Annotated in this window: 25 protein-coding genes; 13 read left to right on the forward strand and 12 right to left on the reverse strand. The window is 66.4% G+C overall.

Annotated features, from left to right (window positions below; translation table 11 throughout):
• Nucleotides 1-61: 61 nt before the first annotated feature.
• From DFR24_RS05520 to DFR24_RS05545, 6 genes are all read right to left on the reverse strand, one after another.
• Nucleotides 62-1,177 (reverse strand): hypothetical protein, encoded by a 1,116-nt coding sequence (locus DFR24_RS05520; protein ID WP_133880309.1) that lies wholly within the window; start codon nucleotides 1,175-1,177, stop codon nucleotides 62-64.
• A gap of 22 nt (nucleotides 1,178-1,199) precedes the next feature.
• Complete coding sequence (locus DFR24_RS05525) at nucleotides 1,200-1,670, reverse strand: hypothetical protein (protein WP_133880310.1); 471 nt, start codon at nucleotides 1,668-1,670, stop codon at nucleotides 1,200-1,202.
• Complete coding sequence (locus DFR24_RS05530; protein WP_133880311.1) at nucleotides 1,667-2,728, reverse strand: phosphotransferase family protein; 1,062 nt, start codon at nucleotides 2,726-2,728, stop codon at nucleotides 1,667-1,669. Before DFR24_RS05530 ends, DFR24_RS05525 begins: the two co-directional genes overlap by 4 nt.
• A gap of 6 nt (nucleotides 2,729-2,734) precedes the next feature.
• Nucleotides 2,735-3,637, reverse strand: coding sequence for an SDR family oxidoreductase (locus tag DFR24_RS05535; protein WP_133880312.1), 903 nt, complete (start codon nucleotides 3,635-3,637; stop codon nucleotides 2,735-2,737).
• 29 nt (nucleotides 3,638-3,666) lie between these two features.
• Complete coding sequence (locus DFR24_RS05540; protein WP_133880313.1) at nucleotides 3,667-4,479, reverse strand: enoyl-CoA hydratase/isomerase family protein; 813 nt, start codon at nucleotides 4,477-4,479, stop codon at nucleotides 3,667-3,669.
• A 68-nt stretch (nucleotides 4,480-4,547) separates the two neighbouring features.
• Complete coding sequence (locus tag DFR24_RS05545) at nucleotides 4,548-5,075, reverse strand: MarR family winged helix-turn-helix transcriptional regulator (RefSeq protein WP_162851065.1); 528 nt, start codon at nucleotides 5,073-5,075, stop codon at nucleotides 4,548-4,550.
• Between the two features lie 194 nt (nucleotides 5,076-5,269).
• Between DFR24_RS05545 and DFR24_RS05550 the strand changes: the two genes are divergently transcribed.
• From DFR24_RS05550 to DFR24_RS05575, 6 genes are all read left to right on the forward strand, one after another.
• The gene (locus DFR24_RS05550; protein WP_133880315.1) at nucleotides 5,270-5,797 is read left to right on the forward strand and encodes a MarR family winged helix-turn-helix transcriptional regulator; all 528 of its coding nucleotides are present in this window, start codon (nucleotides 5,270-5,272) and stop codon (nucleotides 5,795-5,797) included.
• Nucleotides 5,798-5,809: 12 nt separating this feature from the next.
• Entirely contained in the window at nucleotides 5,810-6,976 is a 1,167-nt protein-coding gene (locus tag DFR24_RS05555; RefSeq protein ID WP_133880316.1) for an acyl-CoA dehydrogenase family protein, read from the forward strand.
• A gap of 44 nt (nucleotides 6,977-7,020) precedes the next feature.
• Nucleotides 7,021-8,151 carry an alkane 1-monooxygenase gene (locus DFR24_RS05560; RefSeq protein ID WP_133880317.1) on the forward strand — a complete coding sequence of 377 codons (1,131 nt, stop codon included), beginning with the start codon at nucleotides 7,021-7,023 and terminating at the stop codon, nucleotides 8,149-8,151.
• 86 nt (nucleotides 8,152-8,237) lie between these two features.
• Nucleotides 8,238-9,053 (forward strand): enoyl-CoA hydratase/isomerase family protein, encoded by an 816-nt coding sequence (locus DFR24_RS05565; RefSeq protein ID WP_133880318.1) that lies wholly within the window; start codon nucleotides 8,238-8,240, stop codon nucleotides 9,051-9,053.
• 24 nt (nucleotides 9,054-9,077) lie between these two features.
• On the forward strand, nucleotides 9,078-9,854 hold the full coding sequence (locus DFR24_RS05570) for an SDR family NAD(P)-dependent oxidoreductase (protein ID WP_133880319.1): 777 nt from the start codon (nucleotides 9,078-9,080) through the stop codon (nucleotides 9,852-9,854).
• Nucleotides 9,855-9,897: 43 nt separating this feature from the next.
• Nucleotides 9,898-11,466, forward strand: coding sequence for a class I adenylate-forming enzyme family protein (locus DFR24_RS05575; RefSeq protein WP_133880320.1), 1,569 nt, complete (start codon nucleotides 9,898-9,900; stop codon nucleotides 11,464-11,466).
• A gap of 153 nt (nucleotides 11,467-11,619) precedes the next feature.
• Here DFR24_RS05575 and DFR24_RS05580 read toward each other — a convergent pair whose 3' ends face one another.
• The gene (locus tag DFR24_RS05580; RefSeq protein WP_133880321.1) at nucleotides 11,620-12,402 is read right to left on the reverse strand and encodes an NADPH-dependent FMN reductase family protein; all 783 of its coding nucleotides are present in this window, start codon (nucleotides 12,400-12,402) and stop codon (nucleotides 11,620-11,622) included.
• A gap of 166 nt (nucleotides 12,403-12,568) precedes the next feature.
• Here DFR24_RS05580 and DFR24_RS05585 point away from each other — a divergent pair, with 166 nt between their 5' ends.
• Nucleotides 12,569-12,904, forward strand: coding sequence for a GIY-YIG nuclease family protein (locus DFR24_RS05585; protein ID WP_133880322.1), 336 nt, complete (start codon nucleotides 12,569-12,571; stop codon nucleotides 12,902-12,904).
• Between the two features lie 21 nt (nucleotides 12,905-12,925).
• Here the strand turns inward: DFR24_RS05585 and DFR24_RS05590 are convergent, their stop codons facing one another.
• Both DFR24_RS05590 and DFR24_RS05595 read right to left on the reverse strand, forming a co-directional pair.
• Nucleotides 12,926-13,852 (reverse strand): diguanylate cyclase, encoded by a 927-nt coding sequence (locus tag DFR24_RS05590; RefSeq protein WP_133880323.1) that lies wholly within the window; start codon nucleotides 13,850-13,852, stop codon nucleotides 12,926-12,928.
• Between the two features lie 99 nt (nucleotides 13,853-13,951).
• The gene (locus tag DFR24_RS05595) at nucleotides 13,952-15,631 is read right to left on the reverse strand and encodes a flavin-containing monooxygenase (RefSeq protein WP_133880324.1); all 1,680 of its coding nucleotides are present in this window, start codon (nucleotides 15,629-15,631) and stop codon (nucleotides 13,952-13,954) included.
• A 174-nt stretch (nucleotides 15,632-15,805) separates the two neighbouring features.
• Between DFR24_RS05595 and DFR24_RS05600 the strand changes: the two genes are divergently transcribed.
• Nucleotides 15,806-16,960 (forward strand): LLM class flavin-dependent oxidoreductase, encoded by a 1,155-nt coding sequence (locus DFR24_RS05600; protein ID WP_162851066.1) that lies wholly within the window; start codon nucleotides 15,806-15,808, stop codon nucleotides 16,958-16,960.
• A gap of 15 nt (nucleotides 16,961-16,975) precedes the next feature.
• On the opposite strand, the gene DFR24_RS05605 is transcribed toward DFR24_RS05600, so the two are convergent.
• On the reverse strand, nucleotides 16,976-17,815 hold the full coding sequence (locus DFR24_RS05605; protein WP_133880326.1) for an AraC family transcriptional regulator: 840 nt from the start codon (nucleotides 17,813-17,815) through the stop codon (nucleotides 16,976-16,978).
• 111 nt (nucleotides 17,816-17,926) lie between these two features.
• Between DFR24_RS05605 and DFR24_RS05610 the strand changes: the two genes are divergently transcribed.
• The 4 genes from DFR24_RS05610 to DFR24_RS05625 all read left to right on the forward strand — a co-directional run bounded on the left by DFR24_RS05610 (nucleotide 17,927) and on the right by DFR24_RS05625 (nucleotide 20,847).
• Nucleotides 17,927-18,352, forward strand: a complete 426-nt coding sequence (locus tag DFR24_RS05610) for an organic hydroperoxide resistance protein (RefSeq protein ID WP_133880327.1) — start codon at nucleotides 17,927-17,929, stop codon at nucleotides 18,350-18,352.
• Nucleotides 18,353-18,392: 40 nt separating this feature from the next.
• Nucleotides 18,393-19,406: an alpha/beta hydrolase gene (locus DFR24_RS05615; protein WP_133880328.1), complete on the forward strand. Its 1,014-nt coding sequence runs from the start codon at nucleotides 18,393-18,395 to the stop codon at nucleotides 19,404-19,406.
• 116 nt (nucleotides 19,407-19,522) lie between these two features.
• Nucleotides 19,523-20,599 (forward strand): alkene reductase, encoded by a 1,077-nt coding sequence (locus DFR24_RS05620; protein WP_133880329.1) that lies wholly within the window; start codon nucleotides 19,523-19,525, stop codon nucleotides 20,597-20,599.
• 62 nt (nucleotides 20,600-20,661) lie between these two features.
• Nucleotides 20,662-20,847, forward strand: a complete 186-nt coding sequence (locus tag DFR24_RS05625) for a cupin domain-containing protein (RefSeq protein ID WP_133880330.1) — start codon at nucleotides 20,662-20,664, stop codon at nucleotides 20,845-20,847.
• 119 nt (nucleotides 20,848-20,966) lie between these two features.
• Here the strand turns inward: DFR24_RS05625 and DFR24_RS05630 are convergent, their stop codons facing one another.
• Nucleotides 20,967-24,596: a beta strand repeat-containing protein gene (locus tag DFR24_RS05630; protein WP_133880331.1), complete on the reverse strand. Its 3,630-nt coding sequence runs from the start codon at nucleotides 24,594-24,596 to the stop codon at nucleotides 20,967-20,969.
• Between the two features lie 435 nt (nucleotides 24,597-25,031).
• Between DFR24_RS05630 and DFR24_RS05635 the strand changes: the two genes are divergently transcribed.
• Nucleotides 25,032-25,451, forward strand: a complete 420-nt coding sequence (locus tag DFR24_RS05635) for a VOC family protein (RefSeq protein ID WP_133880332.1) — start codon at nucleotides 25,032-25,034, stop codon at nucleotides 25,449-25,451.
• A gap of 201 nt (nucleotides 25,452-25,652) precedes the next feature.
• On the opposite strand, the gene DFR24_RS05640 is transcribed toward DFR24_RS05635, so the two are convergent.
• A complete protein-coding gene (locus DFR24_RS05640) occupies nucleotides 25,653-26,906 on the reverse strand; it encodes an LLM class flavin-dependent oxidoreductase (protein ID WP_133880333.1) in 1,254 nt (417 codons plus the stop codon).
• Nucleotides 26,907-26,931: the final 25 nt, after the last annotated feature.

Raw genomic sequence — 26,931 nt, forward strand, 5'->3', positions numbered from 1 at the left:
GCCACCCGCGCCCCACCGTGCGCATCCGCGCAGGGCCTCGCCCTCGCGGTGCGCGACGACTTCATATCGGCGGGTGCTGCTGTACCTGCTCGTACTTGGCGTAACCCGTGCCGACGCCGTACTCCATGATCCCGTAGCCCACTTCATCGCCGATGCGGACTTCGATGACGTGGTCGGCCAGCGTGCGGGCCAGCTTGCGGGTTGCCGGGTCTTCGAGATTCCAGCACTCGTGCTCGACGTGAACCCCCTTCCCCTTGTCGTCGCCCTGGAACCATCCGTTCAGTCCGCCGTAGAGGCCCGCTTTCAGGAAGTAGCGCGCCGGTAGCGTGCGGATATTCATCGTGTGGCGGCTGCCGTCGTCGAGGCTCACGTCAAAGACCGCCGATTCCACCGTCTGCCCGTGCGGATCGTTCGCCCATTGCACGTCGTGGCTCACACCGCTCATGCGCCGGGCCGGGTTCGGCTTGGTCCCGATCGGTGTCACTTCCTCGCCCGACAGATAGATGAACTCGCCCGGCGCACGTTCCTTGAAGAAGACGTGGAGCCCGCGATTGGCGAACTGGACCGTCGTCCAGGCGTAGAAAAACGGTGGATAGAACGTGACCGGCGGATGCGCCTCGTCGGTTCGCATCTCGGCGCGGATCCCCCACGAATGATCGCGCTGGCCCAGCCAGCCCTGCGGTTCGACCGCCCGGCGCTTGCCGTCGACTTCGAGCCAGCCTCGATACGCGCCGAGCTGCTGGCCGCGCGCCATGTGCTCGGTGACGCGGCCGTTGCGGCGACGGAAGTGCGGCTCTTCCTCATGCGCGTTCATCGTGCCGAGGAATTCGATCTCGAAGCTCAGGCCCGACTCGTTCGGCGCCAGGCTCAGCCGATGCCGGCGCAGGCCCTCGACGACCTCGATCTTCAGCGGGCCGACCGTGGTCTCGAGCGGATTCGGACGCAGCCGGCGCGAGGCGCGGAAATTGTGTTGTGTCGTGCCAATGGTCACGCCGGCGAACGCGTCCATGACGTTGCGGTTGGGGTGATAACCCAGGCCGATGTCGAAGATCACGTCGCCCGACTTCGGATGGCCCGTGTACCAGAGGCGTTCCATCCACGACGGATCGCTGTTGCCGACGTGATCGAACGTGGTTGGAAGCTGGTGACCGATGAGGTCGTCTTGCGCGGTGAGCATGTCGTTCCCTTTGTTCTATTCGTTATTCCGATCCGCTCGACATCTCGGCGAACATCGGCTTAGCCGAGGTCTGCAGTTCGTGCTTGAGCTGACGATCCATGTAGGTTCGAAACTGCAGTTCGATGGCGGCTGCGCGTTGTGCGTCGAGATTCGCGCTGCCGTGCCATTCGACGAGAGCGCAGATGCGGCCTTCGTTGTCGTCGCGAAGCGATTCCAGCGCCTGGACGTCGAGGCCCGGCGATCCTTCCCGCGGCAGCGCCGGTGCATCGATCCCCGCAAGCAGGGGCGCTAGCGCGTCGCGCAAGGCGATCTGCGCTGCGATCTGCTCGCCCACGAACGCCGGCGACCAGGCCGCTCGCAGCCCGATGCTGTTGAGCATGTAGATGACGCCGAAGGCCTGTCCGCGCGCGAATTCGGTTCCGATGTGCGGGATCACCTCGTTGCGCAACGTGGCGGCCATCCCTTCGATCATTCGCTTGAGCGAGTTGTTCACGAGACCTCCGCGGCCGGCAGCATCTTGGAGATCTGGCGCAGCACCGGCGCGATCTGCGTTCCCATTGCCGGCATGCGCATGTCGTTGAAGCGACCGTCCTCGTAGCAGCGCACGGCCGCCATATGCGTGACCGCGAGCTTGACCAGCGAGAACACCAGGTAGAACTGCAGCGAGGCCGGATCGACGTTGAACCCGGCTTCGCGCTCGTACCGCGCGATGAAGTCTTCTTTCGCGAGCAGCCGGCAGATCAGGCCGGAGCCGCCGGTGTATTGCGGAAGGAACGCCCAGCCCAGGTCCTCGTGCGGATCGCCCAGGTGCACGAGCTCCCAGTCGAGGATCGCCGTGATGCGGCCGTCGTGTTCGAGAAAATTGCCGAGGCGGTAGTCGCCGTGCACGAGGCTGACGCGCGGCGCCACCGGCAGGTTCTGCCGCAGCCAGCGAAACGCCCAGGTCAACATGGGATAGGGCTTGAGCGTCCAGCGCGCGAAGTTGCGCTCCCATTCCTCCACCTGTCGTAGCGCGGCGTTCTCACGCGTCACGCCGCCGTCGTGCTCGAAGCCCGGCTTTCCCCGCCACTCGGCGGTGTGCAGCCCTGCGAGCGCGCGGACGAATTGCGCGCCGATGCCGAGCCGATAGCCTTCCTCGAAACCGGAATTGCTACCGCTGACCCAGGGCACGGGCGCGGAGCCGGCCACTCTTTCGCTGACGAAGAACGGCGCGCCGAGGATCGAGGCGTCGTCGCTCCACCAGTAGGAACACGGCACCGGCACGTTCGTGGCTTCCAGCGCCTTCAGCGCCGCGTGCTGCGGCAGCGCGCTGTAGGGAGCGAACAGGCCGTAAGGTGGGCCCAGCCTCAGGATCAGGCCGCGCTCGCCCTCGACGCCTTCTTCCTTCGCGGTAAAACCGTAGGTGATCCACGAGAAGCCGACCGCGTAGCGCGTAAAGGCGCCCAGCGTCCAGCGGCGGCTCGTCTGCGCCTGCAGGTAGTCGGCAAGGCGCGCATGGATGTATGCCTCGTCGGACAACGGATCAGCGACCTGGGCGGCTGCGGCGGACATTCGGACTCAGCTCTTCTTCACGCGCGAAGAGTGCTTCTTCGGGCCTTCAACGAGCACCGTCGGCGGCGCCTCGAGGTGAAAGCCGTCGAAGGCTTCGGAATTGCATTCCTGCCGCAGCGGGCCCCAGCAGACGCGCGCATTCGGAGAGCCGCCGTCGATGCGGATGCAGGCGCCGGTGATATAGGCAGCGCCGGGCGACAGCAGGTAGACGATGGCGCTCGAAATCTCCGACGCGTTGCCCCAGCGCTGCAGCGGGATCGTCTTCGGGATGTCGCGGAAGAACTGCTGGGCTTCGGGCTCGTAGGTGTCGAGGCCGCTGCTGGCGATGCAGCCGGGCGCCACGGCGTTCACGCGCACGCCGTAGCTCGCCCACTCTGACGACACGCTCTCGGTCAGCGTCCACATGCCGCCGCGCGCCGACGCGGAATGCGCGTAGTTGGGCCAGCCGTGCCAGATGTCCGCGATCATGTTCACGATCGATCCGCCATTGGCCTTCATCCAGCGCTTGTAGGTCTCGCGCATGAAGATGAAGCCACCGATGAGGTTGTTGCGCACCACGGCCTCGAAGCCCTTGGTGCTGATGTCCTCTGCCGGCATGCGGTACTGGCCGCCTGCGTTGTTGACCAGGCCGTCGATCCGGCCGTGGAGTTCGAGCACCTTGTCGATGGTCGCGCCGACCTGGGCTTCCTCGCGGATATCACAGACGTGGGTCGTGACCTTGCCGCCCACCGCCTCGATCTCCGCCTTCACGGCGTCGAGCTTCTCGATCTTGCGGCCGACGATGGCCACCGTGGCGCCGAGCGAGGCCAGCTCGTGCGCCGTGCAGCGGCCGATGCCACTGCCGCCGCCGGTGACGATGAACACCTGGCTTTCGAACAGATCGGCGCGGTAGATGGAGTGGTAACCCATGAAGATCGATTTCCTGGAGACGAGTGGGATCAGAGTGAACTGGCGGTTGCGCCGGCGCGACCCTTGTCGGCCTTGTCGAAGAACTGCTGCGAGCGTTCCATCACCGTCTGGTTGCCCCCGCAGAGTGCGTAACCCCACATCGCCTCGACGCGGAGCTGGTCGTGCAGCGGACGTCCGATCACTTCGAGCAGCGTTTCCTTGGCGGACTCGGTCGCGGCGCGATCGCAGCGTAGGATGCGCGCGACCAAGTCCTCGGTCGCCGCCATCAGGTCGTCGTGCGGCACGACCTTGTTGACCATGTTGTGCATCAGCGCGCGCTGGGCCGAGAACGGCTCGCCGGTGAGGATCATCTCCATCGTGATGCCGACTCCGCAGGCGTTGAGCATGCGCACGATGCCGCCGTCGGCCGAGTGCATGCCGCGACGCACTTCGAAGGTGCCGAACTGGGCTTTCTCGGAGGCCACGCGGATGTCGCAGGCCATCGACAGCTCGATGCCGTGACCCAGGCACCAGCCGTTGATGGCGGCCACGATCGGCTTGGTGATGCGCGACAGCGGCCCGCGCGTGATACCGGACAGGCCGTCTTCCATGCGCTCGCGACCGACCATCGGCCCCACCTTCTGCCACTCCGGCGCGTGGGTCTTGAGATCGGCTCCCGCGGTGAACGCATCGCCCGCGCCGGTGAGGATCGCGACGCGCAGCTTCGGATCGTCGCGGAAGTCCTTCCACGCGTCGCACAGCAGCAGATGGGTTTCGTAGTCGACCGCGTTCTTGCACTCGGGGCGGTTGAGCGTGACGTAGGCGACCTCGCCTTTCTTCTCGTACAGGACTTTCTTCGACATGGAGACTTCCTCCCGGAAATCGTTTGCGGCCGCTCTTTCGAGCAGGCGTTATGAGTTGGGCACGAGCATCAGGCCGCGGCGCGCAGCGAACGCGGGCTCTTGTCCAGCGAAACGATCAGCTTGCGCAGCACGCTCTCGAGCAGGGCGAACTCCTTGGCGCTCAGATCGGAGAAGGCGGTCTCGATGGGGTCGCGCAGCTGCGGCGCGGCGTCGAGCGCTTTGGCTCGGCCTTCGGGCGTGATGCTGATGACGTGCCGGCGGGCATCGCGCGGATCGATGCTGCGTGCAACGTGTCCGTCTTCGATGAGTGCTTCGAGCAGCCGCGTCATGTTGGCGCGGCTCGTCCCCACCATTTCACTGAGTTCGCCGGGCGACGCCGTTCCGCTCTCGTTGGAGACCAGCAGGCACAGCACGTGGAACGTGTTCTCCGTCAGGCCCATCGAACGGAAGACCGGCTCGAAGAAGTTGCTGAGCCCGAATTCGGTGATGCGCAGCAGTCGGACCATCACCGTCCCCGGCATCGGCAGGTCCGGCAGGGCACGCGCCATCAGCGGCGTGCTGATCGCGACTTGGGTCAGTCGTTCGGATCCTTTCATGATCATTACGATAATGGTTCACATGTGAACGGTATGGAGCCACATAGAGTGCGAGTAACGCAATACCGTTCGTCGGCATCGGCAAGTTCTGCGTATTGGCAACTCGCAACCAGCCGCAGAAACAGGAATACCCGCTTGTGCGGTACGCCTTCCCATGCAACGATAGTTCATCGACGAACTATCGGAGTATCGATGTGAAAGGCAGCCAGCGCCTGCGACACGTGGACAGCAGTACTCCCCGGATGGAGCGCGCCCTGCCCGATCTGCCGATGGCCAGCACCGTGATGGTCCGTCTGCTGCGCATCAGCGTGTTCGGCATGAGTGATTTCTTCGAGCCGGTGTTTCGCGCTGTCGGGCTCACCGACAACTCCTTCCACGTGCTGTGCCTGCTCGTCGCCGCCGAGAGCGGCTCGGATTCGCCGAGTGAGCTCAGCGAGATGGTCGGTACCAGCCGCGCGAACATGACGCGCATCCTCGACGAGCTCGTCGAGGATGGATTCGTGACGCGCGCGACCGCGCCGCGCGATGGCCGCCGGCAGATCGTCACGATCACCGCGGCCGGCCGCAAGAAAGTGCGCGATACCGTCCCGCGCGTCGCCGGTCCGCTGCAGATCGGCTTCTCCGAACTCGACGACAAGGAGATGGCGCAGCTCGACCTGCTGCTGCGCAAGCTCACCGTGTCCTTCGACAAGAGCGCGCACGCTATGCGCGCGGCCGCCTGATCGAAGAGCGCGATGATCCCCAACGAAGACCAGCTGCTGTTGCAGGAAGCCGCGAGGCGCTTCTCGCGCGGAAAGCTGCTGCCGGGCTACCAGCAGCGCGAGCGTGATGGACGCATGGATCGCGCGCTGCTGCGCGAGATGGGGACGCTGGGCCTGCTGGGCGCCGACATCTCCACCGAGCATGGCGGCCTGGGCACCGACGGTGTCACCACCGGCCTGATCGTGGAAGAGCTGGCCTACGGCGACTTCAACATCGCAGCCGTGACGCTGGTGATGTCGCTATGCGGCGCGATCATCGCGCGCAACGCCACACCCGCAGTCGCCGCCCAATGGCTGCCCCGCATTCCGCGCGGCGACGCCATCCTCGCGCTGTCGATCACCGAGCCACATTGCGGTTCCGATGCCGGAGCGCTCCAGCTCAAGGCGCGGCGCGATGGAGACTTCTACGTCCTCAACGGCGAGAAGACCTCGACGACGTACTGCGACTGCGCCGACGCCTTCATCGTGTTCGCGCGCACGGGGAGCGTCGAGAGCGGCGCGCGCGGGGTCACGGCCTTCCTGGTCCCGTCGGACTCAAAAGGCTTGCAGGTCACGCGCTTCCAGGATCTGGGCAGCCATTGCTCGGGGCGTGGATCGGTGTTCTTCGACGACGTCCGGGTCCCGGCCGGTCACCGACTGGGCGCCGAGAACAAGGGCTTCACGCAGGTCATGGCGGGCTTCGACTACAGCCGTGCGCTGATCGCGCTGCAATGCCTGGGAGCCGCGCAGGCGTCGCTCGACGAGGCCTGGGCCTACGTCAAGGAACGCGAAGCCTTCGGCGGGCCGATCGCGCGATTCCAGGGCGTGAGCTTTCCGCTCGTCGAAGGCGAAACCCTGGTGGCGGCGGCGCGCCAGCTTTCGTACCACGCGCTCGCGCTGCGCGACGCCGGGAAGCCGCACACGGTCGAGGCCGCGCAGGTGAAGGGGCTCGCACCCAAGACCGCGTTCGACGTCATCCATCAGTGCGCGCTGACGCTGGGCCATTACGGCTGGTCGATGGACCTGCCGCACCAGCAGCGCATGCGCGACGTGATGGGCCTGGAGATCGGTGACGGCACGGCTGGAATCATGAAGCTCATCGTGGCCCGCGCGCGCGCGGGACGCGAAGCCACGGAAGAACGCGGATCGACGTCCGCGTAGGGAACACCGTTTCAGCCGACGCAGATCGGCGATGGAGGAACCGCATGCTCGACTACCTGAAGTACTGGACCGGTGTCGCCGTCCTGGCCGTGGCCTACGCCGGCATGATCGTCGGTGGCGACTGGGTATGGGCCGGCTTCGTGATGTTTCCCCTGCTCTCGCTGCTGGACTCCTTCCTTCCTCGCGATTACGCGCCGCGGCGCATGACGCGCGAATGGCTGGCGGATATCCCGCTATGGATCTGCGCCATCGGCCCGCTGCTGCTGTATCTCGTGTTCGCGTGGCGATTCGCAGAGGGCGCCTACGTCGACGTCTGGCAGCTGGTCGGCGCGGTGTTGAGCCTGGCCTGGACCTCGATCGTGCCACTCGCGCCGGCTGCGCACGAGCTGTATCACAAGCGCACCATCATCGGCCGCACGATCGGTCGCTACGCGCAGATGTGCCAGTTCGATCCGATGCGTGACATCGCGCACGTCGTCGGCCATCACATCGACGTGGCCACGGTGAAGGACGGCGACACCGCGCGCCGTGGCACCACGCTGTACCGCTTCGTGATCATGGCGGTGTGGGAGCAGACCGTGTGGGACGTGACCACCGAGTCCGCGGCCCTGCAGAAGCGCGGCTACAGCAGATGGAACTGGCGGCATCGCGGCTGGCGCGCGCTCGGCTCGCAGGTGCTGTTCCAGGGCGCGGTGTGGATCATCGGCGGCTGGCAGGCCGCCGCGATCACGACGGGAGCGATGCTGCTGACGCGCGTCTGGGCGGAATCGTTCAACTACTTCCAGCACTACGGCCTCGTGCGCGCGATCGGCGCCCCGATCGGTCGCCGCCACCTGTGGAATCACCTGCGCTGGCTGTCGCGTGTGCTGTCGTTCGACATCACCAACCACGCGGACCATCACCTCAACTCGTACAAGCGCTACTACCAGCTGGTGCCGCATCGCGACTCGATCCCGATGCCGAGCCTGTTCGTCTGCTTCTTCGCGTCGCTGATTCCGCCGATCTGGCACGAGTTGATCGCCAAGCCTGCGCTCAGGCGATGGGACCTCGAATACGCCACGCCCGAGGAGCAGACGCTGGCCCGCGAGCAGAACCGCGCCGCCGGCTGGGAGGACTGGCTCGGCCAAGTCGGGCAGCAGCCTCTTGCGACGCGGCCCGCGACGGTCGGCTGCTGAGTCCGGATTTCTCTCATCACGGCGACGACGCCTGCTTCCGCACATTCACAACGCGCCGACGCATCCGGCGCTTCATCGAGGCTCGCATGACCCGCGAAAAGATCCGCTACGAAAAGAAGGCCGATATCGCCTACATCACGTTCAACCGCCCCGAGCGCAAGAACGCCATCGACCTCGAGATGCACCACCGCCTCGGCGAGATCTGGCGCGATTTTCGTGACGACGACGCGCTGCGCGTCGCGATCATCACCGGCACCGGAGACGCCTTCTGCGCCGGTGCCGATCTGAAGACCCACGTGCCGGAATGGGACGGCGTGGGTCCGAGCCTGGGTCGCGACAAGCTGTCCGACGGCTTCGCCGGGGGCATCACGCGTGGCGTGCATCGCATCTACAAGCCGATCATCGCGGCCTGCAATGGCTGGGTTCTCGGCGGAGGACTGGAACTGGCGATGGCCTGCGACATCCGCATCGCGTCCGAGCGCGCGCAGTTCGGCTCGTTCGAACTGCGCCGCGGCATGCACCCCGCCGACGGCGGCATCGTGCGGCTCGTGAATACCTGCGGCACCGGCATCGCGCTGGAGATGGAGCTCACCGGCGAGCCGATCGATGCGCAGCGCGCGTTCTACGCCAACATGGTCTCGAAGGTCGTCCCGCACGACCAGTTGATGGCCACCGCCGAGGACTACGCCAAGAAGATCCTGCGCAACGATCGCCGCGCGGTCGAGAGCGCGAAGGAGACGATCTTCGAGGTCGTGGGCCGCACGCTCGACGAACAGCTCAAGGTGGAGTGCCTGTACGGCTACGCGCTATGCGGCGGCAATCCGGAACTGGTGCGCCGTTCGCAGGAATTCCTCGACAAGAAGGACAAAGGCCGCGTCGGCGTCAACGCGACATCTCTCTGAACCCACACAGCTACGAGGTAGATCATGAGCAGCAAGCCGATTTCAGGATGCGGTGTCGTGTTGCTGGGCGGCACGGCCGGTGTCGGCCTCGAGGCCGCTTCGCAGTTCGCCGAACAAGGTGCGCGCGTGCTGCTGCTGGGCCGCAACGCCGAGCGTGGCGCCGCCGCCTGTGCGGCCGTGAAAGCTCGCGTGCCGAGTGCCGACGTCGGCTTCGTCAAGGTGGACGCCACCGATCCGGCCGATGCCGTACGCGCCGAAGCCGAGTGCCGCGAGCGGCTCGGCGCCATCGACGTGATCGTCACCAGCACCGGGCCGAGTGAACCGCCGCGGCTGATGCACAACATCCCGATCCAGAGCGTAAGGCCGCTCATCGAGGAGATCATGCTGCCGCCGTTGCACCTGATCCATGCCGCCCTGCCCGCCATGCGCAAGCAGAAGAGCGGCTCGATCGTCGTCGTTGCCTCGGATGCCGGCAAGATTCCGACGCCGGGCGAGACGCTGGTCGGATCGGCCATGGGCGCGATCCTGATGTACTGCAAGGCGGCGGCGCTGGAGGTCAAGCGCGAGAACGTGCGCATCAACCTTCTGACGCCGTCACTGATCTCCGGCACGCCGGGCGCTGCGCTGATCTTCAACGAGCCGTTCAGCGCCAAGATGTTCGAGAAGGCCTCCGCGATGGCGCACCTCGGCGTCGCGGATGCGGCGGATCAGGCCGCGATGATCCTGTACCTGGCGGGTCCGGCGGCGAAGCGCATGACCGGCCAGGCCATCAGCATCAACGGCGGCATCTCGATCGCCTGAAGCCTGACGGCGGCCTCGGGCCTCGCGCGGAGGAGAAGCACCCATGTGGCTGTTTTCCGAAATTCGCACCATCGGCGACATCCCGAAACACTACGCGCGTGTCACGCCGCAGAAGCCGGCGCTGATCGACGCCTCGGGCGCGCTGTCGTTCGCGCAACTCGATGCCAACGCCAACAGGGCCGCGCACGCCTTGCGCGGCCTGGGCGTGAACCCCCTGGATCGCGTCGCGATCCTGTCGAAGAACACGCCGCGATACTTCGAGGTGCTGTTCGGCGCCAATCGCCTCGACGCGGCGCTGCTGCCCCTGAACTGGCGGCTCGCGGCGGCCGAGCTCTCGGCCATTCTCGAAGACGCGACGTCCACCGTGCTGGTGACGGACCGCGAATACGAACAGACGGCGCAGAAGGCGGTAGCGAGCAGCGGCAAGCCCTGCCGCATCGTGGTGTTCGATTCGGTCGATGCCGGCGCGAAGACCGAATGGAAGTCCCTGTGCGAGCAAGCCGGCACCGATGATCCCGGCGTCGACGTGAACCCGCTGCACACGTCGATCCTGATGTACACCTCGGGGACGACGGGCCGTCCCAAGGGCGTCCAGTTCTCGCACCAGGGCCAGCTGTTCCTGCGGCTTTGCGAGCACCTGGAGCCTTCGTTCCGCTACGCCGCGGACGACGTGATGCTCACGGTGATGCCGCTGTTCCACGCCATGGGCATCAGCTTGTCGACGCAGGCGCTGTACAGCGGCGTCGCGGTTGCGGTGTATCCCATGCCCGATCCGGGCGAACTGATGCGCCTGATCGCGAAGAACCGGCCGACGGTGCTGCCGCTGGTGCCCACGGTGATCCAGATGCTGCTGGACCATCCCGATGCGGCGAGCGCTGATTACTCGTCGGTGCGGGCGGTCATCTACGCCGGTTCGGGCATCGGCAGGCATCTGCTGAGCCGCGCGATGCAGGCGATCGGCTGCGACTTCATCCAGTTCTACGGCGCCACCGAGACCGCCTGCGGCGTGACGTTCCTGCGGCCGGCCGATCATCGCCTCGACGACGAGGCCGCGCTGGCGTCCTGCGGCAGTCCGCTACCCCTGATCGAGATCAAGGTCATGGATACCGAAGGACGCGAGGTGCCCGACGGGGCCGTTGGCGAGTTCTGGATCCGCTCGCCGTCGCTGAGCACCGGCTATTACGGGCAGCCCGAGCTGACGGCAGCTGCATTCAAGGACGGCTGGTACCGATCGGGCGATGGCGGTTTCCGCGATTCGCGCGGACTGCTGACGATCGTCGATCGCGTGAAGGACATGATCATCAGCGGCGGCGAGAACGTGTATTCCACCGAGGTCGAGCAGGCGTTGCAGAAACTGAAGGGCGTGCAGATGTGCGCCGCCGTGGGATTGCCCGATCCGAAGTGGGGCGAACGCGTGGTCGCGGCGATCGTCGCCGATCCCGCTGCAGGCCTCACCACGGAGCAGGTCGTCGCGCACTGCCGCGAACGGATCGCGGGCTACAAGGTGCCCAAGCAGGTCGTGTTCCGCGCCGCGCTGCCGATGACGGCCAGCGGCAAGGTGCAGAAACGCGCGCTTCGCGACGAGTTGGTGTCCGAGGAGATCAAACGCTGACGCCGAAACCTTGGATGATTCAGGCGCCGCTTCGTCGATTCACATGCCGACACGAAGCTCACCGGACATCGGGGTCGCGCGAGGGACAGGCCAGTTTTGTTTGCTGGCGCGTCCCTTCGTCTCCCGAGTCCGGATGGGCGACCCCGACCGGCCCTACTTCCCTTCGCGCAGCACGTGCGAAATCAGGTTCTTCAGCACGACGGCGCCTTCGAAGAAATTGATCTCGCAGTTGTGAAATGCCGTCTTGGAGCCGACGAAGCTGACGTTCGACGACCGGACATTGATCGTGCACTTCGAGAGCTGCACGTCCCACAGCACGGTGCGATCCAGTTCGATCGTCTGGCCCGAGATCGGGCCGGTCAGCACGCGGTGGTTGGCGCCGCCGGACTGGAGCACGGCCTTGGCGATATCCGTCTCCGTTTCCGACATCTTGTTGACGAGGCCGAATGCACCGAAGCCGCTCAGGCCGAACACCGCCTTCAGGCCGGGGCCGGCCTTCTCGTCGGCGCTGCCCGCCTTTGCTTCGAATTCCGTGCGGCCGCCGATGTCGTAGAACTTTCCGGCGATCGTCGTCACGAAGGTTTCCGGCGCGCCGTCGGCCAGCCGCTGGGATTCGGTGGACACCTTCAGGATCGCGGTGCCCGCCGCGTCGCGAATCTCGTAGCCCGAGTGACCCGTGACGACCTTCGAACACTCCCGGGTGTTGACCTCCAGCACGTTGCGGACGAGCCGGAACAGGACCTTGCCTTCGGCGTCGAGGAAATTCCCGGTCAGCACGGGATGAATCGACTCGTCGCGAGGCTCTGCGCCCACCAGGAAGAAATCGTCGGCCGAACCGACGTCACCCAGGGCGAAGGTATTGCAAGCGTTTCCGCCGATCAGGTAGCTGTGGAAACGGCCCGGGATCATCGAGCTGCGAACGGTGGTGTTAGGCATCACTCTCTCAAGGTTGGCCCCGTCGTGGGGTGGACGCGGAGTCTAGCGTTCTGCCACCGGGTCAGTGCGTGAGCAGACCCGGGCTTAAAATCCTCGAAAGGACGGGAGATGCAGCGGCGTGGTCCATCGTGCGTCGAAGCGACAGAAAGCGGCAGAGGAGACGCCGGTGCAGGAACCGACGCCCCGCGTGGACGCGCGGCCGTGGTTCGTCTACCTGTTGCTGTGTCGCGGTGATCGCCTCTACGCGGGCGTTACGCCGGAACTCGCGATGCGGATGCGCAAGCACTGCTCGGGGACCGGCGCCCGGTTCACACGCAGCCATCCGCCGGAGCGCCTGCTGGCGGCAAAAAGCTTCGCCTCGAAGGCCGTTGCGCAATCGATGGAGCACCAGGTCAAGCAATTGAGTGCCGCGCAGAAACGTGAGCTGGCGTCGGTGTGGGCTCAGGAATTCGCGATCGAAGATCTTCCGGAAATCCTGGCGGCAATGACGCCGAAGCCGTGACGGGTGCCGCTCCAGGACGCCCTACGCCTCGCACTCCGAAGACTCTGCCCCACATACACGATTCCGCCCTTCCCGCTTGGCCCGGTACAGCTCCGCATCGGCACGCGCCAGCAACGTCGCGGAATCCTGACCGGCGGCAGGCAAGCAGGCATGGCATCCGATGCTGACGCTCAGTCCGCCGAACTGGGCGCCCAGCCGTTCGACGTCGGCCCGCAGGTCTTCCGCGACCCGACGCACACCCTCGATGCTGGTATTCGGCAACAGGATCACGAGCTCTTCGCCGCCATACCGCGCAGCCAGATCGGCGGGACGCGCCGCGGCGCGCTGCAATCGCTGCGCCACCTGGCGGAGGATCTCGTCTCCTGCGCCGTGACCGTAGGTGTCGTTGTAGCGCTTGAAATGATCGATGTCGGCGAACAGCAAGCCCACCGGCTCGCCGGCACGCAGCGCGCGGGCCCATTCATGCTGGAGTGTCTGGTCGAAGCACCGGCGATTGGCAAGACCGGTGAGGCCGTCGAACGACGCCAGCGTTTCGTACATCAACGCCTGGCGTCGCACGTTCACATGCGTGCGCACCCGCGCCAGCAGGATCGAGACCGATAAGGGCCGCGTGATGTAGTCGACCGCGCCCAGGTCGATACCGAACGTCTCGTCGGACTCGGAGTCGTTGGACGTCACGAACATCACCGGGATGTTGCGGGTGCTGTCGAGCGCCTTGAGTCTCCTGCAGACCTCGTGACCATCCGGAGCCGGCATCGTCACGTCGAGCAGGATCAGATGAGGTGCAGGTTCTGCCTGCGCCAGCTCGATGCCGCGGGTGCCGTCGGTCGCGGATATCACGTCGTAGACGTCGCCCAGGATCGAGACCAGCATCTCGATGTTCATCGGCACGTCGTCGATGACGAGGATGCGAGCGCGTGCCGCCAGCGGGTTGGTCGGATTGTCCATGGGTGAAAACCTCGCTGGCCGCGGCCGGGCGGAGCGCCTCTCCGGTGGACTCTACTGCGCCGGAGGACTTGAGCGGGGCTGTGCGCTGCAGGCCCGATGTCAGCCGCGTCGCGGCGCGGCGACCGCAGCCTCCGCTGTCGGCGCGTGCGAATCGATCGAGAAGCCCTCGTAGCCGGAATCCGCCGCCGCGTCGATCTCACGGAAATACTTGGGCGCGCCGCCGAAATAGAACAGCGGACCAGTGGCCTTGCCCGGAATGTTGGCGCCCACGTAATAGGAACCGACCGCTTCGGCGCCGGGCAGCAACGTGGCGTTGAACAGCGTCGTCAGGCGCTCGCTCCATCGCTCCATCGTGCCGGGGCGCGGCTCGATGCGGTCTTTGCCCTGCGCACGCAGATGCTCCAGCGTCCGTCCGATCCACTGCGCCTTGTGCTCGATGAGCACCGGGAAGTTGAGGATCGGCGAATGCGGGCCCGCCATGATGAACAGGTTCGGATACCCCTCGACGGCCAGACCGAGATACGTGCGCGCGCCGGACGCCCACTCCGCGTCGAGACAGCGCCCGTCGCGACCGCGGATCCCCATGTTCGTCAGCGCGCCGGTGCCTGCGTCGAAGCCGAGGGCGAGGATCAGCATGTCGAGCTCATGCTCGGTCCCATCCGCGAGCCGCACACCGCGTGCCGTGAATTCCTGGATCGGGTTGTCCCTGACCGAAACCAGCTCGACGTTCGGGCGGTTGTACGTTTCGTAGTAGTGATGCCCGAGCGGGATGCGCTTGGCGCCGATCGGATGATCTTTCGGGCACAGCAGTTCGGCTGTCGCGGGATCATCGACGATCGTGCGGATCTTGTTGCGCACGAACTCGGCCGCCACCGCGTTCGACTGTGCGTCCGCCGTCAGGTCGTCGAGTGTCTCGAAGATGAAGCGAAAGCCGCCCCGTTCCCATCCGGCCTCGAGGATGCGCTGATGCTCCTCTTGCGTGACGTTGTCGATCTTGCGTCCCGACCGCTCGATCGGAAAAGCGAAGACCTGCCTGCGGCACAGCTTCCAGATGTCGTCGTAGTTCGCCTTGATCGCCGCGCGCTGGTGCGCCTCGAGAGGGTGATTGCGGCTCGGAATCACGTAGGTCGGTGTGCGCTGGAACACCGTCAGGTGAGCGGCCGTGTGCGCGACTTCCGGGATGATCTGCACGGCGGTGGCACCGGTGCCGATGACGCCGACGCGCTTTCCGGCGAGCGACACCGGCACATGCGGCCAGCGCTGGCTGTGAATGATCTGGCCGCCGAAGCGTTCGCGGCCGGGAAACGGCGGGTCGTAAGGCACGGAAAAATTGCCGGTCGCCGACACGAGGAAGATGCACTGCAGTCGCCGGCCATCTTCCGTCGTGACCCGCCAGCGGTTGGACGCCTCGTCGTAGTCGGCCGCCATCACGCGGGTGTTGAGCTCGATGTCCCGTCGCAGGTCGAATCGCTCGGCCACATGGCGCAGATACGCGTGCACTTCCGGCTGGGACGGAAAGCGGGCCGGCCAGTCCCACTCCTGCTGCAGCTTCTCGTCGAAGGAGAAGCAGTACACCCACGCCTCGCTATCGGTGCGAGCACCGGGATAACGGTTCCAGTACCACGTGCCGCCGACATCGCTGCCCGCTTCGAGAACCCGCACGGAGAAGCCGCGCCCACGCAGTTCGTACAGGAGGCGCAGGCCACCGAAGCCCGCTCCGATCACGAGAACGTCGTACTCGGGAACAACCGTTTCGTCTGCGACGACGCTGTGACTCACGTTTTCTCCTGGCGTGCTTGCATTGACTTGTCACGTGCTTGCGTGGCCTTGTCGATCGACTTTACAGGCTGTCGAATGAGCCGCCCAATTTGCCGCGCGATCGGGGCGCGGCTACGCTCCGGCAGCGGTATGACGCAGCTCCATCGAGTGGCTGCGCGACGACGAGGAGGAACCATGAACGATTACGTCCCCAGTCTGCTGCTGGTCATGGGGCACATGCATGAAGGCATGAGCGATCACGACTTCATGCACGCCGAGATGGACATGGCCATCAAGGCCGAGGGCATGGGGTATTCGGCCGTGTGGTGCGTCGAGCACCACTTCGATCGCGTCTACTCGATGTGCCCCGACAACTTCGTGTATCTCACCTACCTCGCCGCGAAGACCGAGCGGATCAAGATCGGCATCGGCGCGTGCATCCTGCCGTGGAACGATCCGCTGCGCGTGATCGAGAAGGTCAATCTTCTCGACATCATGAGCAAGGGCCGTCTGCTGCTCGGGCTCGGCCGCGGGCTGTCACGCATGGAGTACGGCGGATTCGGCATCGACATGAGCGAGGCGCGTGATCGCTGGAGCGAGTCCTACGCGATGATCAGCGCGGCGCAGAAGACCGGATTCATCGAAGGAAATGGCGCGTTCTGGAAGCAGCCGCGCACCGAGATCGCGCCGTTCTCCGGCATCCCGCTCGAGGGACGGACGACCGAGATCGCGATGTCGTCGGAGTCGCAGATCCTGGCCGCGAAGCTGGGGCTCAAGATGGCGACGTTCGTCGTCAGCCCGATGGACGTCATGGCGCCACAGCTCCACAAGTACCGCGAGGTCTTCGAGGAAACGCATGGAACACCGGCGCCGCCGCCGATGGTCTGCGACATGATCACGATCCACGAGGACGAGGAAGAGGCGCTGCGACTGCATCGCGAGGCGGTCGGCGCGTACTTCTTCTCGCTGATCAAGCATTACGAGCTGGCGGGCAACCACTTCAAGGACATCAAGGGCTACGAGTCCTACGATGCGATGGCCGGCATGTTCAAGGCCGCCGGCATGGACCGCGCCGCCGAGGCCTACGTGCAGTCCAACCTGTACGGCACGCCGAAGACGATCGTCGAGAAGATCCGCGCGAACCTGGAAGTCGCGGGCGACTACGACATGTCGACGATCTTCTCGATCGGTGCGCGTCCCTACCCGCAGGTCGAGTCGATGATGCGCATGTTCGCGGAGCGGGTCACGCCGGAGATCGTGAAGATGCGGACGAAGCGTTTCGCGTCCACGCCGCAGCGGTCGATGCGTGGAGCGAACGCGGGATCTTCGATGCCGGTCACCGCCGCGTAATTTCGCGGCGACGTTTCAGCGGCTCAACGACTGCTGCCATTCGCGCGGCGACAATCGGCACTGCGCCTTGAACGCGCGGGATAGCGCCGCCTCGCTGCCGTAACCCACCTCCAGCGCGATCAGTTTCAGCGGCCGTCCCTTGCGCAAGGCGGCCTGCGTCAGCCGCACCCGCCAGGCCTGCAGGTAGTCGCCCGGCGTGCTGCCGACGACATCGTGGAACGCATTGGCGAACGCGCTGCGCGACATGCCGGCGACCTCCGCGAGCGCATCGAGCGACCACTTCCGCTCCGGCTGTTCGTGCACCGCCACCAGTGCCTTGCGCAGCTTGGGGTGCGACATCCCGCCGAGCATGCCGCCTTGCAGCCCGCATGATTCCATCAGGTGGCGCAGCACCTGGATCAGCACCACCTCGAACAGCCGGTCGATCATTTCCCGACGGCCGCAGTTGCTGCTGGCAGCCTCCTCGATCAGCAGTGACAGCGAGCGATCGATGCCGTCGATGTTCGCCAGCGGAAGGCAGGTCACGTCTGGCAGCGCACTGGCGATCGGATTGCTCGCGCCGCCTTCGAAGCGCAGCTCGGCGCAGGTGGTGACGGCCTCGTCGCGCACGTCCGACACGAAGCGGCGGGCCACCGGCCGCGGGTACAGCAGCAGGCTCGGCTCGGCGATCTTCAGCGGCGCCGATCCCGGGTGGATGACCTCGAGCGTTCCCGAGCGGACCAGGTGCAGCTGGCCGCGCTCGGCCGGTGCGTCGAAGTCGGTGATGCCGCACAGCGTGCCGGAGCGGAACAGCTGGGCCCGCACCGGGAAATGGGTCAGCAGGGCGTCGAGGCGGTCGGTGCAGGCTTCGGTCATGAATGTACGATCTATCAAGTAAACGATGTTTTTGATGATCTACCGTACTCCTGTCTGCGTAAAGTGGCTCCTGCCAAGCGGCACTCATCCACCCAACGAAGGAGTCACACCATGTCCATCCAGAACGTGCTGTACCGGGCCCAGGCCACCGCCACCGGCGGTCGCGAAGGCAGCGCCGAATCGTCCGACGGCGTCCTCAGCGTGAAGCTGTCGACCCCGCGCGAACTCGGCGGCGGCGGCGGTCCCGGCACCAATCCCGAGCAGCTCTTCGCGGCCGGCTATTCGGCCTGCTTCCTCGGCGCGCTGAAGTTCGTCGCCGCGAAGCAGAAGCAGGTCCTGCCGGCCGACACCCGCGTCACCGGCACCGTGGGCATCGGCGCGATTCCGACCGGCTTCGGGATCGAGGCCGAACTGCTGATCTCCATTCCGGGCCTGGACCGCGACACGGCGCAGGCCCTGGTCGATGCAGCCCACATCGTCTGCCCGTACTCCAACGCCACGCGCAACAACATCGACGTGCGGCTGACGCTCGCCTGAGCGCAGACCCGACGACGTCGAACGAATCCGGAGAGAACCCATGAAACTCAAAACCACATTGATCGCGGCCGCAACGGCCGCCGTCTTTTCCAACGCGGTGTTCGCTGCCGGCAGCGCCGGCGTCGAGTACCACACGCAGGCCTTCCTCGAAGCCCTCGCCGCGGGCGGCGGCAAACCGCTGGAGACGCTGCCTGTCACCGACGCCCGCCAGGTACTGGTCGACGCGCAGAAAGGCGCCGCCCTGCCCGCGGCCGATGTCAGCGAGAAGTCGATCGTCGTCGACGGCAAGACGCTGAAGCTCACGATCGTGCGGCCCGCGGGGGCCAAGGGCGTGCTGCCGGCCTTCATGTTCTTCCACGGCGGCGGCTGGATCCTCGGCGACTATCCGACGCACGAACGCCTGGTGCGCGACCTGGTGTCGGAGTCCGGAGCGACGGCGATCTTCGTGAACTACACGCCCTCGCCGGAAGCGCACTACCCGGTCGCGATCAACCAGGCCTACGCCGCGACGAAGTGGGTCGCCGGGAACGGCGCGCAGATCCAGGTCGACGGCAAGCGGCTCGCCGTCGTCGGCAACAGCGTCGGCGGCAACATGGCGGCAGTGGTCGCGCTGATGGCCAAGGACAAGGGCGGACCGGCGCTTCGTTCGCAGATCCTGTTGTGGCCGGTGACCAACGCCAGCTTCGAGGATGGCTCGTACGATGCCTACGCCGAAGGGCATTTCCTGACGCGCAACATGATGAAGTGGTTCTGGGACGCGTACACCACCGATCCGCGCGAACGTCAGCATCGCTACGCATCCCCGCTGCTCGCCACGCAAGAACAGCTCACCGGCCTGCCGCCGGCCTTGATCCAGACCGCGGAGAAAGACGTGCTGCGCGACGAGGGCGAGGCGTATGGCCGCAAGCTCGACGACGCCCGCGTGCCGGTGGTCGTCACGCGCTACAACGGCCTGATCCACGACTACGGTCTGCTCAACGCATTGTCGGAAGTCCCGGCGACACGCGCTGCGCTGCACCAGGCGACCGAGGAGTTGAAGGCCCGCCTTCGATGAGGACGAAAGGCCGCACCGAAGGCGGCGTGCCCTTCGGTGCGGCACTGGCAGGTTTGCCCTGACGACGGGACATCCGGGGCCTCGCTATCCTCCCCTTCCATTTTCCGGAGTTCCGCATGACGTCCCTGTTCGATCCCATCCGCGTCGGCGCCATCGACTGTCCCAACCGCATCTGGATGGCACCGCTCACCCGCGGACGCGGTACGCGCGAGCACGTTCCTACCGACCTGATGGTCACCTACTACACGCAGCGCGCGTCGGCCGGCCTGATCATTTCGGAGGCCACCGGCATCAGCGAGGAAGGCAGCGGCTGGCCCTATGCGCCCGGCCTGTGGAGTACGGAGCAGGCGACCCAGTGGAAGAAGGTGACGGACTCGGTACATGCCGCCGGCGGCCGCATCTTCGCGCAGCTCTGGCACATGGGACGCGTGGTGCACCCGTCGCTGCACGGCGTTCACCCGGTTTCGTCGAGTGCGACCGTGGCGCCGGGCAAGGCGCACACGTACGAAGGCCGGCAGCCCTATGTCGAGGCGCGTCCCCTCGCCCTCGACGAGATTCCGCGCCTGCTCGGCGACTACGCGAACGCCGCGCGCCAGGCGCTTGCCGCCGGTTTCGACGGTGTGCAGCTGCACGCCGCCAACGGCTATCTGATCGACCAGTTCCTGCGGGACGGCGCCAACAAGCGCACCGACGCGTACGGCGGCCCGGTCGAGAACCGCGTGCGCCTGCTGCGCGAGGTGGTGCAGACGCTGATCGACGTCGTCGGCGCGGATCGCACCGCGGTGCGCCTGTCGCCCAACGGCGATTCGCAGGGCGTCGACGACAGTGACCAGGACACGCTGTTTCCCGCCGCAGCGGTGGAACTGTCCAAGCTGAAGATCGCGTTTCTCGAACTGCGCGAGCCCGGCCCGAACGGCACGTTCGGAAAATCGGATCGGCCGGCGGTAGCGCCAAAGATCCGCAAGGCGTTCGACGGGCCGTTGATCCTGAACTCCGACTACGACTTCGACTCGGGCGCCAAGGCACTGGCGAGCGGTGTCGCGGACGCGATCTCCTACGGCCGGCCATTCCTCGCGAACCCGGATCTGCCGACGCGCTTTGCGAAGGGCCTGCCGCTCAATCAGGACGAGATGGCGACGTGGTATTCGCAGGGAGAGAAGGGTTACATCGACTATCCGACGGCGTCCGCGTAACCGACACCGGAAGGCGCCGACGACGCTGGCACGTCGCGCCGAGCCGCCAGTTCGTCATCGCGATGCGCGGCTCGCTGGACGTCGAGAGCACCGACGGGGTGATCAAGCGGTTCTCGCCGGGCGACCTGTTCATGGCCGATGACCGTCAAGGCCAAGGTCACAGGACCCGCGTCGTCGCAAACCATTCGCTGCTGATGTTCCTGAACGTCGCCGAAGACTTCGATGTGGAGCGCCGGGCGGTCACGTAGCCGCCTCCCGCGCCCTGCCTCCCGATGAGCCGCTCGACGAGCGGATGAGCGCAGGCCCCGGACGCAGACAAAAAAAGGGGGCTCCGATGAGCCCCCTTTTCAATACCCGTCCGCTACCGCTACAGCGCCGGCAGCCCCACCGTGCTGCAGGCCTGAAGGACGTTCACCGTCTGCAGCGTGTTTTCCAGCAGTCCCAGCGTCGCCAGGCCCGACACGAAGGTCAGACGCAGCCCGTCGAACGGCAGGGTCGGCACGATCGAGACCAATCCGCGCTCGCCACCATCGCCCAGGACGGACAAGCCGAGCAGATCGGCACGCAGCGGAACCAGGGGCTGACCCGAGGTCTGCTGGACCACGCCACCCAGCAACGTCGACACCTGGATCTGCGAGAGCACCGCCGCCTGCAGCAACTGGCCCACCGGACGCGAGATCAGGAAGCCCGCCGGGGCTCCTGGCGCGAACGGCGCCTGATTGGAGGAGACCGTCACCGACGCCGTCGCATTGAGCAGACCCAGCGGCACGTTGATCGTGCCGAAGGTCGAATTCGATGCGTCGATCACGTTGGGCGTGTTGCTGACGCTGCACAGCAGGCACAGCAGGCTCGAACTGTCGGCGACCGTTGCGGGCGGCGCCTGGATCGGCGAGCTGCACACGTTGGCCACGACCGTCACGGTCGCGCCGGAGCTGCGTCCGGCCACAAGGCCAGGCGCGACACCCGTCTTCAGCGTTGCGATGATCGACGCGCTACCCGGCGCGACGCCGGTCACCAGGCCGTTGGCATTGACCGTTGCCACACCCGTCGTGCCGGACGTCCAGTCGATGTCGGCGTCGGGAATCGGCGCCTCGGTGCCGTTGCTGTACGTGCCGATCAGCACTGCGCCCGTCGTTCCGCCCACCGTCAGGCTGCTGGTTGCCAGCTCGACGCGGGCAAGCGCGGTCAGCGTGGCCACCGGTGCCGGCGGTTCAGCGGTGGCGCAGGCCTGGAAGATCTGCACCGCCGACAACGCGGAGGCCGTGCCCGAATTCACCGTGAGCCGGATGGCGTCGTAGTCCACCGTGGTGCCGATGCTCACCAGCGCCGTGTCGAACCCGCCGAGCAGCTGCAAGCCCAGCAGATCGAGGCGCAGCGGCGTGACACCGGTGGACGAAGTCTCCACCACCACACCATTGCGCAGCGTGCTGACCTGGATCTGCGACAGCACTTCCGCCGTCAACAGGGTTCCCGCCGGCTTGCCGATGATGAAGCCGGCATTCTTCCCGGCAGGGAACGGCACCGCGTACGGCGGCGTCGGCCCCGGCGCGACGGTGACGCCCACGTTGGCGCCGAGCAGGCCGACCGTCGTGGTCGCGGTGGCGTAGTTCAGGAGATTCGCGTCGATGATGTTGCCTTCGCTGTCGACCGAGCAGCCGACGCAGAGATCCGACGAGAACTCGACGGCGGTGGCGCCCTCGGACTGCAGCAACGGCGTCGTGCAGACCGAGCCGGTAACCGTCAGCGTCGCGGTCGCGGTGTCGGTCGGATCCGTCTTGCGCGCGGCCGTGATCGTGACCGCACCCAGGCTCACGCCCGTTGCCTGTCCCGCTGCATTGACCGTGGCGATGGCAGTGTCGCTGCTGGTCCAGTTGACCTGATCGTCGATCGCGCCTTCGCTGTTGTCGGAGAAGCGGCCGATGGCAGTGAAATCGAAGGAGCGGCCCACCGTCACGCGTTCCGTGGGCGGCTCGATGCGCAGCAGGTCGGTCAATGTGACGCCGGTCACCGTCAGGACGGCCTGACCGGTGATGACCTGGTTCAGCGCATTGGTCGTGCTCGCCACGATGTTGGTCTGGCCCAGAGAGACGCCGGTGGCCATCGTGAAGGCGCCGCTGGCGGGTGCGACCGTGGCGACGGCGGGAGCCGAGGACGACCAGTCCGCGACGATCGGGCCCGTCGAGCCGTCGGTGAAGACGGCCGTCACATCGAATCGCCGCGAGGCACCGATGGCCGTCGACCCGGTAGCCGGCGTGACGACCAGCGAGCTGATCACGGTCGGCGTGACGTTGAACGCGGCAGAGCCGACGACGGTTCCGGACGTGGCGGTGACCTGCGTCGAACCGACGATGAGGCCCCGCGCAACGCCGGTCGTGGCGTCGATGGTTGCGACAGCGGGCGCCGAGACGGCCCATACGACGCCGGTCGGTGCGCAGGGCGCGGTCGTTGCCGAGAACGGCGCGGTGGTGCACTCGCCGGACGCGATGAACTGCAGCGGCTGACCCACGGGCGCGGTACCCGGGCTTGGGGTGACCGAGATGGAGACCAGCAGCGGCGCGAAGGGCCCGACCGTGAGCTGCGCGGTCCCCTGCACGGCGCCGACTGCGGCCGTGATCGTCGTGGTGCCGGTGGCGACCGACGTGGCGGTGGTCGTCGTGGCGGGACCCGGCAGAACGGTCGCGACGGCCTGGTTGGAGGACGTCCAGGTCGCGGAGACGGTACCCGTCGTGCCGTCGGCAAACGTGCCGGTGGCGGTGTAGAGCTGGGTTGCACCCAGCGGGATCGTCGCCGTGGGCGGCGCGATGGAAATCGAAACCAGGGCGGGTCCGGCGGCCGGTCCGACCGTGAGGCTGGCCGTTCCCTGCACCGATCCGACCGTGGCCGTGATCGTGGCGGTGCCCTCCGCGACCGATGTGGCGGTCGTCGTCGTGGCGGGGCCCGCGAGTACCGTCGCGGTGGCCTGGTTGGAGGACGTCCAGGTGGCGGAGACGCTGCCCGTCGTGCCATCGGAGAACGTGCCGGTGGCAGTGAAGACCTGCGTCGCGCCCAGCGCAATCGTCGCCGTCGGCGGATCGATTGCAATCGAAACCAGCGACGGACCAGAAGGTCCGACCGTGAGCACCGCGGTCGCCTGCAGCGTTCCGACCGTGGCGGTGATCGTGCTGGTGCCGGTGGCCACCGACGTGGCGGTGGTCGTCGTCGACGGGCCTGCCAGAACGGTCGCGGTGGCCTGGTTCGAGGACGTCCAGGTCGCGGAGACGTTACCCGTCGTGCCGTCGGAGAAGGTTCCGGTGGCCGTGAAGACCTGCGTGGTGCCCAGCGGAATCGTCGCCGTGGCCGGGTCGATCGTGATCGAGACCGGGACCGGAGTCGGCGGCCCGACCGTGAGCTGCGCGGTGGCCTGAGCGGTTCCGACCGTGGCCGTGATCGTGGTGACGCCGGTCGCAACGGAAGTGGCGGTCGTCGAAGCCGACGGGCCCGGTACCACGGTGGCGACTGCCGTGTCGGAAGACGTCCAGGTCGCGGACACGGGCGTCGTGGTGCCGTCCGAGAACGTGCCGGTGACGCTGAAGACCTGCACGTCGCCAAGCGGAATCGTGACCGTCAGCGGATTGATCGCGATCGAGTCGAGCGTCGCGGGGCTGATCGTCAACGTTGCAGGAGCGGCGTCGATGCCGTGCGCGCGGGCGCCGATCTGCGTCGTGCCGGCCACCAGCCCGGTCGCAAGACCGTCGCCGTCGATGCTGGCGTTGGTGTTGTCGACCGTCCACTCGACATTGTCGACCACGCGCTCCTGGCTCGTTTCATCCGAACCCGGGGGTGTCGTGTACGTGCCGATGGCCTGGAACTGCACCGTGCCACCGATCGGGGCCGTCGCAACCAGCGGAACAATCCGCAGCGTCTGCAGAACCGGCGAGAAGTCGGGGCTCGAAATGCCGCCGCAACCCGCCGCGATCAGTGCGAACAATCCGATGAGGATCGTCTGGAAAAACTTCATGGCCCCTGCTCCCTAGTCCGAGAATATTGCCAACCGCAGATACATATACGCGACGCTTGGGCGTCGACTACCCCCATCATAAGCTTCATTCGCTGCAACGTTGAATGGCACTTTGCATGGAGAGGACGACGGAAGGCGTCGAGCAGCCGACGCCGGGCTGATCGTATCGATGATCCTCGAAGCATTCGGAACCGCGAGCCAGGACGTCGGGCGCCTGGAATCAGCAGGGGGCCATGCTTGCGTCTGTCGGGAGATGGCGCCGCCGTGCGGAGCCTCGGCTCGCGGACGGCCCGAGGTGAACGCACCGTCATGAGAAGGGCGCAGGACCGGCCGAATCAAAAAATCGTCCCCTGCTGTCGAAATCACGCTGCGCCATTCGTCGAACGGAAGACAACGCCGAAGACTGTCCCTGTCGAACGCACTGGACGAACCGCCATGCCCAAGATGATCTACATCAGCCTGCCCGTCACCGACCTCAAGGCGTCGATGACCTTCTATGAAGCCCTCGGTTTTTCGAACCAACCTCGCTTCACGGACGCGACCGCCGCCTGCATGGCCTGGAGCGAGGCCATCAACGTCATGCTGCTGACCCACGCGAAGTGGCGCACCTTCACGACGCGCCCCATTCCGCCGCCGACCTCGAGCGAGGTGGCGCTCAACCTGTCTTGCGACAGCCGCGAGGCGGTCGACGCCATGAGCGATGCGGCGGCCGCGAACGGCGGAACGGCCGACATCAACCCGCCTCAGGAGCACGGCTTCATGTACGGGCGAGACATGGCGGACCCCGAGGGCCACATCCTGGGTGCGATGTGGATGGACCCCGCAGGAATCCCATCGAACGATCAAGGCCCCTGAAGGTGATTGCACGGGGCCGGACGTCCGCTTCCGGATAATTCACACCCGGGCCGGGTCGCGTTCCTGCGGCTGGCCGGGTCGACGAGGCGTCCCGGGCATCAGCCCGGGCGCCGCAACGCCCCCGGTTTCGTCAATGACGGATCCGCGACGCGGCGCGGACGGGATTCATCCGCGGCCGGAATCGCTCCGGCGAGAGGACCGTCATCCGCGCTTCTCCGTCATCGAGACCGACGCAACGGACGCCTGCACAACCGGAATCTCGACGTCCGTCAGCGGCTTCATCTTCTTCTTGCGCGCCATCGCCGCGGCGATATACGGCGCCAGCTCCGCCGCTTTTCGCTCGACCCTCAGCGCCGCACGCGCGCGGGCGCGCGGCAACACGGTCTTCCCCAGCAGTGCCAGCGACTCGCAGATCTCGTGGTGCGGATTGCGGCCTGCCTGCTGCAGCAGCACCAACTGGTCGACGCCCGCCTCCTCGAACTGTCCGACGTGCTTCTCGAAATCCTCGGGCGTGCCGATGCCGGGCGAGTTCAGGAACAGGTCCGCCGTCTCGTTGCTCGCCGCCGCGAGCTGCTTCGAGCCGCGATCGCCACGCTTGAGCTGGTAGTCCTCCCACAGCCGGCTGCGGCCCGGCACCGCGTCCTGGGTCACGAGCGCCGAGATGGCGTACGTGAAGAACTCGAAGTTCTCCTGCCCACGACGCACGGCCTCCGCGCGATCGGGATGGATCGAGAACGGGGACACCATCGCGATGTTGGCGTTCACGCTGTGACCCAGCGGCACGCACTGCTCGCTCCTGATCGTGTCGTAGTAGATGCGACTCCAGGTCTTCGCCTCTTCCGGATCGACGAAGGAGAACGCGAGCGCCCCCAGACCATGGCTGGCGGCGACGCGAATGGTGTCGCGGTTGGTGCAGGCCATCCACATCGGCGGATGGGGCTGCTGCACGGGCTTGGGCAGCACATCGCGGCACGGCATCGAGAAAGACGCGCCCTTGAACCCCGGGTACGGCGACATCACCATCATGTTCGCGATCTGCTCGGCGGCCTCGAGCGACATCGCGCGCTTCTGCTTGGCCGGAATGTTGAAGCCCTGAAGCTCCAGCCGCGTGGCGCCCTCGCCGATCCCGAACTCGACACGCCCGCCCGACACCAGGTCGAGCATCGCGATGCCCTCGGCCGTGCGCGCCGGATGGTTGTAGTTGGCGATGACCTGGCGGATGCCATGGCCGATGCGGATGCGCTGGGTGCGTGCGGCAGCTGCCGCAAGGAACACCTCCGGCGACGAGCAATGCGAATACTCCTCGAGGAAATGGTGCTCGACGGCCCACATGTAGTCGATGCCGATGCGATCCGCGAGCACGACCTGGTCGAGTGCGTTGTGCACGAGATTCTGCTCGTCGCCCGGTTTCCACGGACGAGGTAGCTGAAGCTCGAAGAAGATGCCGAATCGCATGAAGCTCCTCCTGTCGTCGATCTCG

The sequence above is a fragment of the Panacagrimonas perspica genome, from assembly GCF_004364935.1.
GTDB lineage: Bacteria > Pseudomonadota > Gammaproteobacteria > Nevskiales > Nevskiaceae > Panacagrimonas > Panacagrimonas perspica.